Source organism: Sphingorhabdus sp. EL138, from assembly GCF_945862485.1.
Taxonomy (GTDB): Bacteria; Pseudomonadota; Alphaproteobacteria; order Sphingomonadales; family Sphingomonadaceae; genus Sphingorhabdus_B.
Genome location: NZ_CAMAYF010000002.1, coordinates 135,581 through 149,448 on the forward strand (window position 1 = coordinate 135,581; position 13,868 = coordinate 149,448).

The following is a 13,868-nucleotide window of genomic DNA, read 5'->3' on the forward strand; positions in this document are numbered from 1 at the left end:
GAATGGCGTTGCTTTCACCATTTATGGACGCGTTGCGTCCGCCAGCCTTTCACCGCACATGGAACAAGCGCGAGCCCGCCAAGGTGGTCGCTAAGCGTGCAGCTGATCTTCCCGGTATGACCGCCCTGCCCATCCGTTCTTTGATGCCGGACCTGCCGCAGACGATCTGGTCCGAAGATGCTTTGCTTGGGCCAACAAATCTCGATGAGGTGCGGCGGCAGGCACAGGTCAGAGCAGAAGCGCTGGACTGGTCTAAAATTGAAGCTGGTCGCATGGTCAATCTCATTGCCAATCCGCATGGCTTGCAATTATGCGGCGAGGCCTATGTGACAATGCTTGAGGTGATTGCCGAGCATGTCAAAAAGACCCGTGGCGCGAAAGTTCGTCTGCGTATCGCGGAATCGATGGGGCATATCGAAAATCCCGATTGGGTAAAAATCTACCGGCTCGAAGAGCGGTTCGGAGATGTCGAAGAATGCCCGCAAATGGGTGCCGGAACCAAAGTCGATACAAAACTTGGCGACATGTACGTCACCAAAAAATTGTTCGATGCACCCTATTTTATTCACACCCATGTGACCGAAATGCGCGAGGGCTATTTGCACCGCATGCTCGATCGGCTGATGAAACCGTTTGGCATGGCATATGCCCGGCTGGAATCGCGCTCAGCTTATCATTTCGGCTTTGGCCCGCGCACAGGCCAGATTGTGTCGCGCTGCATATTTGAAAGCGACTTCATCCAGCAACGTTATGTCGGCACCATGGTGCTTGATACCACATCGGAAGGGGTGGTCAGCGTCGAGGCCGATAATGATTTAAAGGCACTTGATCGTCGTTTGGCCGCAGGGATCATGCGCAACTACGCCATGGCTATGAAAATTTTGGGCGAAATAGAGGATTGCGTGGTGGTATTCGATGACCATGGCTGCGGCGTTTATTGTTATGCTGGCGGAATTGCATTCGACAATATGCTCTGCGCCGACGTCGATTTCATGGATCTAGACAACTTATCTTTGCTGGCGGCAGAACGTCACGATAGCGCCGAACCGGGCCTAACCATGGGCAAAAACAATGCCATTAAAGCGATTGTAGTCAACTATATGGCGGGTGGTGTGCCTCAGCCATTTCTTTGGGATAATTATCCGATCCATGTCGTTGGTGACACGGTAAACAGATGGATGTTGAACGATCCATCCAACTATCATTTTGATCGTGCAAAGGCTCCTGTCTGGCCGACGTTGGATGAGGCCGTTGAAGCGGCCTGCCGCGATGGAGGGACTGACAATATCATCGTGTTTGACCGCACCCCCGGTGCCTTCAGGGTTAGCCGAAAGCTAGGCGAGCACCTCATGTCACGCGCACCGCATGTTCGCGATCGGGTCGAGAATGAATTCCTACCCAAATGGTTACGTCAACGCGGGTTAGCACTATGACGTCGGTTCAATTGTTGGAAAAAACAGAGGTCTGGCTTCATGGGATCAGCCTTGCCAACGCGAACCTTCCGAATTTGGCTAATGTCGTTGCCGACATACTCATGTTGCCGCGTGATAAAGTGTTCGTGACCGACGTCCGGGCAGATTTGGTCGTCTTGGACATTTTGGTGCCACGTGTTGAGCTGGAAAATATTACCGGTAAGCAGGGCGAACTGCTTGAGGCGATCGCCGACATATCTGGTGTTCACGTCGCAGATAATGCATCCATTCATTCCGAAGGCATTTTGGGCGTCATCGGAACGCCACGTGCCGAGGTTGACCGTTATCTGGCCGATGCGCGCAAGTTGGAAAACCAGATCGCTCATTATGCATCGCGCCGCGTCGCTGTGGTCAGCACAGGCAGCGAGTTACTCGCTGGCGAGATAGAGGATACAAATTTTGCGGCCATTCGCAGTGCGATGGACGATGCTGGTTTTGAGGTTGAATTTGGTGGCATCGCTGGTGACAGCGAAGCGGAGATCGCCGGCATTGTGGCCCGATTGTCAGGTGAAGGCTTCGGCATCATTATCACCACCGGCGGTGTTGGCGCAGAGAACAAGGACCACACGATTGAGGCGATTGAACGGCTCGACCCAGACCTTTCTACAGCTATATTGGCGCAGTATAAGCGTGGCCATGGCAGGCATGTAAAAGATGCGGTGCGGATTGCTATCGGACAGCTTGGTTGGTCGACGATCTTTGCTCTGCCCGGACCTACGCATGAAGTTAAACTGGCCCTGCCCGTCATAATGGATGGTTTGAAAGCGAAGTTAGACAGGCGCGATCTGGTGGAAGCCATTGCGGTGCCGCTGCGCTCGACCCTGCCCCATCATCACCATCACCATTGATAATTAAAACACGGAGAGCACAAAATGTCTTCATCTCTTGCGAACAAACGGGCCGTCGTAACCGGCGGCGCGTCGGGCATAGGCTGCGCTATCGCGCAGGAACTATCGGCCCGTGGTGCAAAGGTTATTGTCGCAGATGTAAATGAGGCTGGGCTTACAGAAACGCGGGCCAGCCTGAACTCGGGCTGCAGCAGCTTCGTCTGCGACGTTTCCAAGCACGAACAGGTTGAAGCCCTGGCAACACATACAAAAGACACGCTGGGCGGTTGCGACATGTTGTTCGCCAATGCAGGTGTGATTGCCGCTGGCCGCTACACCAAAATGACTGTTCCCGAGGCGGACTGGATATTAAGCGTCAACATTCGCGGCGTATGGGATACCACCGCAACATTTGCCCGCATGATGGAGCAGCAGCAAGAGGGCGGCCGGATTTGCTTTACGGGCTCCGAACATTCACTTGGTTTCCAACACGCCAATGCAGCGGTCTATACTGCATCAAAGCACGCCGTTTTGGGATTGGCCGAAGTGTTACGCGCCGAGACACCGGAGAATATCTCAGTTAGTGTTTTCTGCCCCGGCCTTGTGGGAACGGCGTTGGGTGGCGGACCACGACCCGACGGACTTCCTGTTCAGGAACGTAATCTTGATATGAGCGCGCGCATTCAAGCACGCGGTATGCCCGTTGAAGAAGCGGCGCGCGATGCCGTAGATGGTGCCCTGCGAGGTGACTTTTACATCGTCACTCATTCACACACTATCAAAGCAGCGGAAAAGCGATTGGATGAGATGAAGGCTGCATTTGCGAAACAAGCGCCTTGGGAACGGAACGAAGACCGTTATGAGGTGAACAGCGTCATTGCAGCGGTCGCTGCTGAATTGAAGAACGAAGCAAAGTGAACGCGTCGCAAGTGGTGGATGTAACCGTACCTCAATCAATTTGGTGGCAGGCAATCAACCCAAACCCCGATGCGCTCAATCTGCTCGGGATTAATTCGATGCAAGCTTTGCTGGGTATTGAAGTTACAGCGGTTGGTGACGACTGGTTGGCCGGACGCATGCCGGTTGATGTTCGCACCCACCAACCATGGGGCCGCCTGCACGGGGGCGCCTCGCTCGCGCTAGCAGAAACCTTAGGTTCTCTGGGAGCTGCCCATGTTATCGACTTAGACAAGTTCATCGCCGTGGGCATGGAGATAAACGCAAATCATATCCGCCCTGTCCATACAGGTTGGGTAACAGGCACAGCGCGGCCTGAATCCATTGGCCGAACGACCCAAATTTGGTCGATCCGTATCACTGATGAAAATGAAAAACTGGTCTGTATTTCGCGATTTACGATCGCCGTCATCCCGCTCGAACGGAAGTAAGGAAAATTATGGAATATCGTAATCTGGGCAAGTCCGGCCTCATCGTATCGAGGCTTTCATTAGGCTGCATGAGTTTTGGTCGTCCGGACGCTGGACGCCACGAATGGACCGTTGATGAAGAGGAAAGCCGCATTATCATCCGGCAGGCTTTGGAAGCAGGGATAAACTTTCTCGATACCGCGAACGAATATTCGGCGGGAGATTCCGAGAGGATCGTAGGCCGTGCCATGGCGGACTTCGCGCACCGTGATGAGATTGTGCTGGCGACAAAGGCCTATGCCCCTTGGCGCGGCGCCCCAAATACGGGTGGCCTGTCCCGCAAAGCCTTGTTTCAAGCAATTGACGACAGTCTGCAACGCTTGGGTACCGATTATGTCGATGTGTTCCAGATCCACCGCTGGGATTACAACGTACCAATCGAAGAAACGATGGAAGCGCTGCACGATATCGTGAAAGCCGGAAAGGCCCGCTATATCGGAGCATCATCCATGTACGCATGGCAATTTGCCAAAGCGCAATACACGGCAGAGCGCAATGGATGGACACAGTTCATCTCGATGCAACCTCAGGTAAACCTTGTCTATCGCGAGGAAGAGCGTGAGATGATCCCGCTTTGTATCGATCAGGGGGTCGGCGTTCTTCCATGGAGCCCATTGGCGCGTGGCATGCTGACGCGTGATTGGAACGAAAAAACGGCCCGGTCCGAAACCGATATGTTTAGCACCTATCTCTATCGTGCGACCACGGACAATGACCGTCAGATTGTTGAGGCGGTTGCCGAAGTGGCCAATGAACGTGGCCTACCGCGTGCACAAATCGCTATGGCATGGCTACTCGGCAAGCCAGGCATTACAGCGCCTATAATTGGTGCGACAAAGCCATCGCATTTGACCGATGCCATTGCCGCTGTTCAATTGACGCTTTCGACTGAAGAAGTTGCACGTTTGGAAAGTCCATATATGCCGCATCAGGTTGTTGGCCTTGCTGGTCCCATGCTCATCGGCGGCAAACTAACACTTAAGGCGGCGGCTGAATGACTATTAACGCATCTGGTAACGACACATGTGTTGATCTGGACATATTGTTCCAACCTTATACTCTACGTGGGCTGGAGCTGCGCAACCGTATTGTCGTGTCGCCGATGGCGACCTATTCCGCCATTGATGGCCATGTAACCGATTGGCATGTGCAACATGTCGGCAAATTGGCAGCTGGCGGCGCTGGTCTTGTCTTTGTCGAGCAAAGCTCGGTCAACCTTCAGGGACGGATTACCCATGGCTGCCTGGGTATCTGGAAAGACGAACATGTGCCCGGCTTGAAAAAGCTGACAACATTGATCCGCGATTTAGGGGCAGCGTCGGCAATTCAAATCGCGCATTCCGGTCGGAAGGGGTCTTCCCAACGACCGTGGGAGGGCGGCGGCCCATTGGGTAATGACGATATTGCAGCGCGCGACGAAGGGCCTTGGGAGGCATGCGCGCCAAGCGCAATTCCCTTCGATAAAGATTGGCCAACACCCACGAACATGAGCCTTGACGCCATTGAGCAAGTTGTCGCCGATTATCGCGCTGCTTTTATCCGTGCCCGCGATGCCGGCTTTGATGTCTGCGAATTGCACTGTGCCCATGGCTATTTGATGCATAGCTTCCTCTCTCCCTTGGGCAACCAACGCACGGACGAATATGGCGGCGATCGCGCCGGGCGTATGAAACTCCCTTTGCGTATTGCCGGCATAATGCGCGAAGTTTGGCCCGATCACCTGCCCTGCATGGTTCGGGTATCGTCGGTTGATGGCGTTGGGATTGGCTGGCAGATTGAGGATTCCGTTGCTTATGCTTCTGAACTGAAAAAGCTGGGTATCGACATGATCGATTGTTCCTCAGGTGGCTTTAAGTTGCCTGCCGAAAATAGCCTTGTCGCAAGGACAACCGGTTTTCAGCTCCCATTTTCAGAGCAAATTCGCAAGGAATCGGGGCTTCCGACGATGGGTGTTGGGCTTATCCGGACCGGCGAACAAGCTGCCATCGCGTTGCAAGATGGTCGCGCCGACCTTGTTGCGCTTGGCCGCGAATTGCTTTGGAATCCGAACTGGCCGATGCAAATTGCCGCTGAACATGATGAAGCAAACGGTTGGAAATTTATGCCCCCGCAATATGGCTGGTGGTTGCGCCGCCGCAAGGCGCAACAAGGCAAATAATAGGAGAGCCGGATATGACTTCTTTGGTGACGTATACATGCTCTGACGGCATTGCCATATTGACGATCAATCGTCCGGCACAGCGTAATGCCCTTAGCTTGGCACTTTGGCAGGAGCTTGAGGGCCATCTTGACACCATCGAAGCCGCAGGCCGCGACATTGCTGTCGTCATATTACGTTCGACTGGACCAGTGTTTTGCGCAGGCAACGATCTTAAAGAGCGCGGCATCACATTTCCCCGCCCTTTCTATCAACCGCATATCGTCACGCGGATCGCCAATCTGCCTCAGCCGCTGATCGTCGCCGTGCAAGGGGGATGCTTTACGGGTGGGCTGGAATTGGCCTTAACTGGGGACATCATTCTCGCCTCCGAAAGTGCAAGCTTTGCCGACACCCACGGCAAATTTTCCATGGTACCCATGTGGGGTATGACCCAACGCCTGCCGCGCCGCGTGGGCAGCTTCAAAGCACGTGAGATCAGCTATACCGGCCTACCGGTTTCAGGACGCGAAGCGGAACGGATCGGCCTTGCCAACAAATGCGTGCCCGACGATCAGCTTGAAACTGTGACGATGGATATGGCACGCGCGATTGCCGGTCAAAGCCGGCATAGCATATTTGCTTATAAGGAACTCTATATCGCGCAGGCCGATCTGCCGCTTGATGCGGGCCTTGCCCATGAGGTTTTCAACACCAAAGGCCGTGGCACCGATTTGGAAGAGCGTGTTGCCCAAGGTTTTAGCAAAAAATAATCGCTGCTATCTGATCGAAAACGGAGCGCCTTCGGTCACGTTTTTCCATTGCAACCCGTCATGCCCGAACAGGATGTGCGTACCATTTTTCCGTAACGCATCCAGACGGCGATAGGTCTCCATACCAAGCTCCATATCATTGGTTGCCTTGGGCAGCACCATGACATCCAGATTACGTTCGGTATAGCAGCAATCGCCTGCGAGAAGCACTTCGCCGCCCGCCAGTTTGACGATTACGCTCTGATGCCCCGGCGTATGGCCAAAGGTCGGGATAATGCGGACCGTCCCATCGCCAAACAGGTCGTGTTCACCTGAAACAGTTTTCACTGGCTGGCCGGTCTCATAATCTTCGGATGAATAGAGCAATGGTTGGTCACAGTTTTTAGCCGTTTCATATTCGCTCAACTGAACAATCATGGTTGCATTCGGCAGGTGTGCATTGCCCCCACAATGATCGATGTGGAGATGCGAATTGATGATCCAGTTAATGCTTGCGGGGTAAACATCGATCGATTTCAGCCGGGTGGCGATATCCATCCCTTCGAACCATTCCAAACCAAATTTATCAGCCGGCAACGCATTGCCCTGTTCCCGGCGAAAACGAACGCCCATCCCGGTGTCAAACAACGCCCGCCCTTTTGGATGATCGATAAGATAGGATGGAACAGGGGCCCGCATGTGCGGACCTTCATCACCTTCAATATAATATCCTGGCTTGCACTGAAACCAGCCTGTGTTGAAGGCATAAAGTGTCACCTGGTCTGTCATCATTTTTCTCTCTCACCTAAAACCCAAACGCAAAGATCTTTATCGTCTAACTATTTTGAGTGCCTCAGGCAAGCGCAGCCGGCCTGGTTATGTGCCTCTAAGATCGTGTGACCTTTGCCTAACCGGCCTATTGGTTGTCGACGGCACTCCAACTAACTCAAACATGGTATCCACGCCGGGACGCCTCGGCGCGTCTTGGAAAATTAGATCAAAAAAGGTTTTGAAACTAAGGGAACATGCGGCATTCGGGCCGAACTTCGTTTTCAAGGTACATTAGAAATGACAATTAGTCTGCCACACGGTTCCGTACGTCTTCGCTCGGCCGAGTGGCAGACTATAATCATCCTTCTGCTCATTTACACACTTGCCTATCTTGACCGGCAGATACTCACACTGCTGGTTGATCCCATACGAAACGATCTTGGTGTCAGCGACGTCCAAATGGGTTTCCTTCAGGGCTTAGGCTTTACTTTATTTTACGCACTTTGTGGGCCATTTGTCGGATGGATGGTTGACCGCCACAACCGACGACTGATCATTTTTATTGGTATTCTCATTTGGTCTGTCAGCACTGCAGCAAGCGGGTTTGCGAATAGCTATAGTCATTTGCTTCTCGCGCGATTTGGCGTGGGTGCTGGGGAAGCAGCATTGCTACCTGCCGCTTACTCAATCATCAGTGACATGGTGGAAAAATCACGTCTTGGACGGGCGATGGGTGTGTTTTCACTAGGCGGCATAGCGGGTGGTTCACTCTCTTATGTCGTCGGTGGTTTGCTCATCAGTTATCTTGCGCGATACGCCGACATAGACTTGCCCTTGATTGGAATGATGCATGATTGGCAATTGGTGTTCCTTGCAATAGGCACGCTTGGCATTCCCATGGCAATCCTTGTTTTTGCTTTTCCCGACCCGGGCCGCCGCGACAGCAAGCTGATGGCCGAAGACAAGGCTGCGGCTGTTCGGGGGCATTTCAAAAAGCACTGGCGTTTTTACGCCTGCCACTTTTCCGCATTCTCACTCTTTTGTTTCTTAGGTGCGGCGACAACGGCGTGGTCGGCAACATATATGATGCGGGAATTCGGCTGGACTGTCGCCATGGTCAGCACTTTGCTTGGCGTCAAATCTATGGTGGCTGGAGCGTTGGGTATGGTTGGGGGTGGAATGCTGGCAGATTGGCTCACGAAGCGTGGCCTTCAGGACGCCCATCTGCGCATGTACGTTTTTATCATGCCGATTTTTGCAGTGGCGGGCATAACAGCTTTTACGTCATCAAATATGTGGGTGGCATTTGGCGGCATCGTGGTCTTGGGCGTTATCGCACCATTTATTGCGGTGGCCGCGGCGGCCTTGCAGTTGGCGACAGTCCCAGAACGTCGGGGCATAGCGTCGGCAAGCTTTTTGCTGGTCTATAATCTTGTTGGCTTTGGTCTTGGTCCAGCAATGGTGGCGCTGGCCGCAAGTTTGATATTTGGTGAGGATGGAAATCTTGGCCCCGCACTTGCGCTTGCCTTTATAGTCGTTCCTCCATTCATCATGTTGCTTATGGCCCTAGGTCTACGCCCGATGCGACAAGCGGTGGCTGACGCTAACCAAAACGCAATCTAGGTTTTGATTATGGATGAACCACGCGATCAAACAAATCTAAAGCAACTTTCTGAGGCGCAAGGAAAGTCGGGTTCTTGCGCCTTCATATCTTAAGTTTCCATAGCGCTGACCGTCAATCTATTATGCTTTTCTAAAATCTTTTATTCGTTCGCAAACCGATTGCGCTTTTCTCTCCAAAAATTACAAAACAAGGCTTGCTCACTGCTTGGCTTCAATGCAAGGTAATCAGGTAACCTATTAGGAGGATTAAAGTGTTGTCACGCTATGCGTCATATACCGGCCTGGCCGTGACACTGGACGGAAACGTTCTCACGGTGATGCTTAACAACCCTCCGCTGAATGCTATGACGAGTGATGCCCATCGCGAATTAGGGCAAATTTGGGCAGATGCGGCAACAGATACAGATGTGCGCGTGATTGTGATGACGGGCGCTGGGGACCGCGCCTTTTGTGCTGGCGGCGATTTAAACAGAATGGTTGATGGTTGGCCAGATCATGGCCGCTGGCAAATTGGCATTGCCGAGGCGCACGCCATTGTTGTTGGTATGCTGGAATGCCCGAAACCAGTAATCTCACGCATTAACGGGCATGCGATGGGACTTGGCGCCACCATTGCGTTGGCGGGAGACATTACCATCATAGTCGATGATGCTAAAATTGGTGATTCACATGTTAATGTTGGTCTCGCAACTGGTGATGGCGGCGCTCTATTGTGGCCCAATTTGGTCGGACTTGTTGAAGCAAGACGCCATTTGCTCTCTGGCAAACCATTGTCTGGCGCTGATGCTAAAGCAAAGGGACTGGTCACCGACGCCGTCAGTCGCGACGCGTTAGATGCTGCGGTGCAAGAGTGGGTCGACATGTTTTTGGCGCAATCGCCAAAAGCTGTTCAAACCACGAAACAAGCCTTGAACCTAGATATTTTGGATAAGGCTAAGCGTTATATGGACGAGATGCTGCGGCTTGAAACAATTTCATGGGCATCACCGAACCATCCAGAGGCCGTACATGCGATCCTTGAAAAGCGCCCTCCCCAATTCACCAACGAATAACCAGCGGAAATTCAATAATGTCTGAACAAATCGATATCGGCGTTCTGTCCGAGAGTTTTAACGAATTTCTAAGTGCCGAATGGCCTCGCGAAAAAGCTGTGGCTTATCCGCGGAGTAATGCACCTTATGCGGCAGATTTATGGTCCGAAATAAGCGCCCTTGGTTGGCCTGCACTTTCGGTATCTGAAGCAATGGGTGGTCTCGGCATGGGTACGCAGGCAACTGCCGCTTTGCACGAAGCTTTGGGTTATGCGGCGGCACCATTGCCTTTGCTTGGCACTATGCTCGCCGTTGCTTTGGTGGAAGCAGCGGGGAGCGACGTCCAAAAGGAAGTGTTGCTCTCCGGTCTTGCTGACGGCTCAACCCGCGCATGCGTATCGCAGCCCCCAGACACTCCACTCAATGTTGATGGCCAAACGTTGAACGGAACGGTTGCGAATGTTTTAGATGCGCCTTCTGCGTCTATCTTGTTACTACGCGCTGATCGCGCCGGTCACGTAGTCTGGCTTGCCATTCCTGCCGATGCGCAAGGGGTGTCAATTGAGCGCGCATTATTGGCGGACACAACGCGATCCATTGGATCGGTTACCTTGAAAAATGTGTCGCTAGATTCGGTTCATATCCTTGTCCCGAAAAATCCGATCGCCTTGGAAAATGAATTGCTCCGCCTCGCTGCTATCGCTCTTGCTGCTGACGCACTTGGAGGCGGTAATGCCGTGTTGGTTGCCACAATCGAATATCTTAAAGTACGCGAACAATTTGGTCGCGTCATCGGATCCTTTCAGGCGCTTAAACATCGTGTAGCCGACCACAAAGCGGCGCTCGAAGCCGCGCGTGGCCTTGTTGAGTTTGCAGCAGGAATGGAGGGCGGCACCCCGCACGCGCTTCTCGCGGCGTTAACGGCGAAGCAGCATGTAACCCGCATAGCTGCCGAAGTTGCGCGCGATTGCATTCAGTTACACGGCGGTGTTGGTTTCACGTCCGAATATGTCCCGCACATATATTTGAAGCGCGCAAAGTTAAACGAAGCACTGTTTGGAACCCGATCAGTGCTGCTTGATCGCATTGCAGACATGCTGGAGGCCGCATAATGAGCCGGACATATGATATCCTTGGCAAAGTAGGAAACGAACAGGCATTTCGTCAGGAAATGCGCGACTGGCTAGCAGAAAAAGCACCCAAAAACTGGCGCCAAATATGGCAAAATGTCCGCGACAGCGCGTTAAAGGCGGAAGTCGTAAAATGGCTGACTGAACGCAGAGCTGTTGGACTTGGAACCCCCCATTGGCCAAAGGAATGGGGCGGCCCCGGCTTGCCATTTGCCTATCAAATCATGGTTTATGAGGAATTTTCTCGTGCTGACGCCCCTGAGTTGGAAATGTTCGGAATTTCGCTTTTCCACACGCCAGCCACGCTGTTCGAACATGGCACGCAGGCACAAAAGGATAAGTATCTTACAGGCATTACCGAAGGCACAGATATCTGGTGTCAGGGCTTTTCGGAACCCGGAGCGGGCTCTGACCTCGCCAGCCTGCGCACCAGCGCGGTCCTGCAAGGTGATCACTATGTTATCAATGGCCAAAAAATCTGGTCATCTGGTGCGTATCACGCTGATTATTGCCTTTTGTTGGCGCGTACCGATGCAAATGTTGCCCGTAAGCATGATGGTATTTCCTATTTCATCATGGACATGAAAACGCCCGGTATTGAGGTCCGTCCTATCAACCAAATCACTGGCGAAGCGCATTTTGCCGAGATTTTCATGGACGATGTCAAAATACCTGTAGCGAACCTGATCGGCGCGGAGGGCAATGGCTGGAACATCGCGCAATCCACGCTGTCTACAGAACGTGGATTGCTTATTTTTGGCGAAGTTGAAAGGCTTGCACGTTCATTCCAACTTGATGGGCAAGACGCTCGGGATAACTGGATGCGTGACGTCCAATTCCGCCGCGAATATGCCGCTCTTTATGGCGAACTTCAATCTGTGCGGTTGATGATTAAAAAACTGCTCATCGAGTTGGAGGCGAACCCAGACAAAGCTTCGCCGACATTACCGACCTATATCAAGGTAACGTGGGGGCCATTCCTGCAACGCTACACGGAATTTCTTCTCCGCGCTGAAGGGCTGCAGACACAAAAATGGCAACCAGCGATACCTGGGACCAGCCACAGCAGCCGCCTCCGGATCAATGATTTCTTGAATAGTTATGGCTGGACAATCGCCGGCGGATCAAACGAGATTATGCGTAATATCATTTCGGAGAGAATATTGGGCCTTCCGAAAGGCTGACAACGGGCACCTGTATTCGGCGCTGAACGACCGAAAATGGTGCAAAAGGAGAGCGATTAATGCAACCACTAGAAATGGCGACCGAAGAAAAGAAGATTTTTTACCGGCTCGTCATTCCGCTGATGATAGCGGAACTGGTGGCTGCTCTTGAACTCACGATGATCTATGCGGCATTACCGACGCTTGTCCGCGAATATGGCGGTACGTCGGAAGCTGGCTGGCTGGTTACGTCGTTCATGCTGTCCGCAGCCGCTGGAGCAGCACTTTTTGGGCGGTTGGGCGATCTGCTTGGACGGCGCAATGTGTTGCTGTGGGTTTTGGCATTGTCCACGCTTGGATCCGCGATCAGCAGCGTCACGAAAGATCTTGAGTTACTCATTCTCGGACGCACCCTGCAAGGTTTCGCTGGTGCCATCGTTCCCTTATGCTTCGGCATGATCCGAGAGCGGGTAAGCCTGAAAAAGGTCCCACTTGGGATAGGTCTAATTTCTTCAACGGTTACGATTGCGTCGGCATCCGGGCTGGTAATAGGCGGCCTGATTATTGACCATGCCGACTGGACAATGATTTTCAAGATTACGACTGGCCTTGGCATATTCGCATTTCTTGTTGTCCTGTTGTTTATTGCAAAGGACAAGATTTCAACGGTAAAGGGTGTTCTTGAGGACTTGCTCGGTGGCCTCCTCTTCATTCCTGCCGTGGTTAGCTTGCTTTTGGGCATCACAACCATTTCAAAACAGGGCTTGTTCGCTACGACGTCATTGTCATGGGTCTTAGCCGCTGTCGTATTTTTTAGTGCCTGGATTTGGCGCGAACTGAGCGTCAAAAACCCGCTTCTGGACGTCCGCCTGCTGGCCAAGCCCGCTATTGCATGGCCCAACATCGTAATGATTTTTGTCGCATTGGGCGTATATCAAGGCGGCCACCTGATGTCGTTATTCGGTCAACAACCGCTTGCGACGGGTATTGGCCTTGGCTTGACAGCAACCATGGCAGGTTTTCTGCTTTTGCCGGCTAACATCTGTGCAGGCCTGACCACTCCGTTTGTCGGCGCGGCGGTTCACCGCTTTGGGCCGCGTAACCTTGCCAGGCTTGGCTGCAGCATGATGTTCTCGGCATTTGTGCTGCTCGCATTCTTTAACAACAATGTCACCATCGTCATTTTGCTCATGATCTTACAAGGCATTGGACTTGGGATCCTGTATGTCATTGTGCCGGTAATCGTAGTGCACTCTGTGCCATCCGACCGGACCAGCGAAGCTACGGGCATGATGGGTGTTATCCGTTCCACCGCAATGGCAATCGGCGCTCAAACGGTCGCAACGTTGCTTGCAGTGAGCCACAGTGCGCCGAGCAAAGTAGGCGGACACCACGCATTCCCCGATGAGGCAGCGTATCAAACCGCATTTTTATATGTGGCCGCGACGGCATTTATTGCACTTATACTGTGCCAGATGTTGCCTAAAATGCTCTCCAATTCGGCAGATGCCACAGGATAGCGTCTTCAATCACAA

Annotated in this window: 13 protein-coding genes; 12 read left to right on the forward strand and 1 reads right to left on the reverse strand. The window is 52.8% G+C overall.

Annotated elements, in window-relative coordinates; genetic code table 11:
* Positions 1-2 precede the first annotated feature (2 nt).
* The 7 genes from Q0O33_RS01830 to Q0O33_RS01860 are packed head-to-tail and all read left to right on the forward strand — an operon-like array spanning position 3 to position 6,636.
* On the forward strand, positions 3-1,433 hold the full coding sequence (locus Q0O33_RS01830; RefSeq protein ID WP_295495252.1) for a hypothetical protein: 1,431 nt from the start codon (positions 3-5) through the stop codon (positions 1,431-1,433).
* Entirely contained in the window at positions 1,430-2,320 is an 891-nt protein-coding gene (locus tag Q0O33_RS01835; protein ID WP_295495254.1) for a molybdopterin-binding protein, read from the forward strand. Before Q0O33_RS01830 ends, Q0O33_RS01835 begins: the two co-directional genes overlap by 4 nt.
* 24 nt (positions 2,321-2,344) lie before the next feature.
* A complete protein-coding gene (locus Q0O33_RS01840) occupies positions 2,345-3,217 on the forward strand; it encodes an SDR family oxidoreductase (RefSeq protein WP_295495256.1) in 873 nt (290 codons plus the stop codon).
* Positions 3,214-3,687, forward strand: coding sequence for a hotdog fold thioesterase (locus tag Q0O33_RS01845; protein WP_295495258.1), 474 nt, complete (start codon positions 3,214-3,216; stop codon positions 3,685-3,687). Before Q0O33_RS01840 ends, Q0O33_RS01845 begins: the two co-directional genes overlap by 4 nt.
* 8 nt (positions 3,688-3,695) lie before the next feature.
* Complete coding sequence (locus Q0O33_RS01850) at positions 3,696-4,724, forward strand: aldo/keto reductase (RefSeq protein ID WP_295495261.1); 1,029 nt, start codon at positions 3,696-3,698, stop codon at positions 4,722-4,724.
* On the forward strand, positions 4,721-5,884 hold the full coding sequence (locus tag Q0O33_RS01855; protein WP_295495264.1) for an NADH:flavin oxidoreductase/NADH oxidase: 1,164 nt from the start codon (positions 4,721-4,723) through the stop codon (positions 5,882-5,884). Before Q0O33_RS01850 ends, Q0O33_RS01855 begins: the two co-directional genes overlap by 4 nt.
* Positions 5,885-5,898: 14 nt before the next feature.
* Positions 5,899-6,636, forward strand: a complete 738-nt coding sequence (locus Q0O33_RS01860; protein ID WP_295495267.1) for an enoyl-CoA hydratase/isomerase family protein — start codon at positions 5,899-5,901, stop codon at positions 6,634-6,636.
* A 6-nt stretch (positions 6,637-6,642) separates the two neighbouring features.
* Here the strand turns inward: Q0O33_RS01860 and Q0O33_RS01865 are convergent, their stop codons facing one another.
* A complete protein-coding gene (locus Q0O33_RS01865; RefSeq protein ID WP_295495270.1) occupies positions 6,643-7,407 on the reverse strand; it encodes an N-acyl homoserine lactonase family protein in 765 nt (254 codons plus the stop codon).
* Positions 7,408-7,683: 276 nt separating this feature from the next.
* On the opposite strand from Q0O33_RS01865, the gene Q0O33_RS01870 reads away from it, so the two are divergent.
* The 5 genes from Q0O33_RS01870 (at position 7,684) to Q0O33_RS01890 (ending at position 13,853) form a co-directional block, all read left to right on the forward strand.
* On the forward strand, positions 7,684-9,009 hold the full coding sequence (locus Q0O33_RS01870; protein ID WP_295495273.1) for an MFS transporter: 1,326 nt from the start codon (positions 7,684-7,686) through the stop codon (positions 9,007-9,009).
* A gap of 251 nt (positions 9,010-9,260) precedes the next feature.
* The gene (locus Q0O33_RS01875) at positions 9,261-10,061 is read left to right on the forward strand and encodes an enoyl-CoA hydratase-related protein (RefSeq protein ID WP_295495275.1); all 801 of its coding nucleotides are present in this window, start codon (positions 9,261-9,263) and stop codon (positions 10,059-10,061) included.
* A 17-nt stretch (positions 10,062-10,078) separates the two neighbouring features.
* Positions 10,079-11,152, forward strand: a complete 1,074-nt coding sequence (locus tag Q0O33_RS01880) for an acyl-CoA dehydrogenase family protein (RefSeq protein WP_295495277.1) — start codon at positions 10,079-10,081, stop codon at positions 11,150-11,152.
* Entirely contained in the window at positions 11,152-12,354 is a 1,203-nt protein-coding gene (locus Q0O33_RS01885) for an acyl-CoA dehydrogenase family protein (RefSeq protein WP_295495278.1), read from the forward strand. Before Q0O33_RS01880 ends, Q0O33_RS01885 begins: the two co-directional genes overlap by 1 nt.
* A 59-nt stretch (positions 12,355-12,413) precedes the next feature.
* Positions 12,414-13,853, forward strand: coding sequence for an MFS transporter (locus Q0O33_RS01890; protein ID WP_295495281.1), 1,440 nt, complete (start codon positions 12,414-12,416; stop codon positions 13,851-13,853).
* The last annotated feature ends 15 nt before the right edge of the window (positions 13,854-13,868 follow it).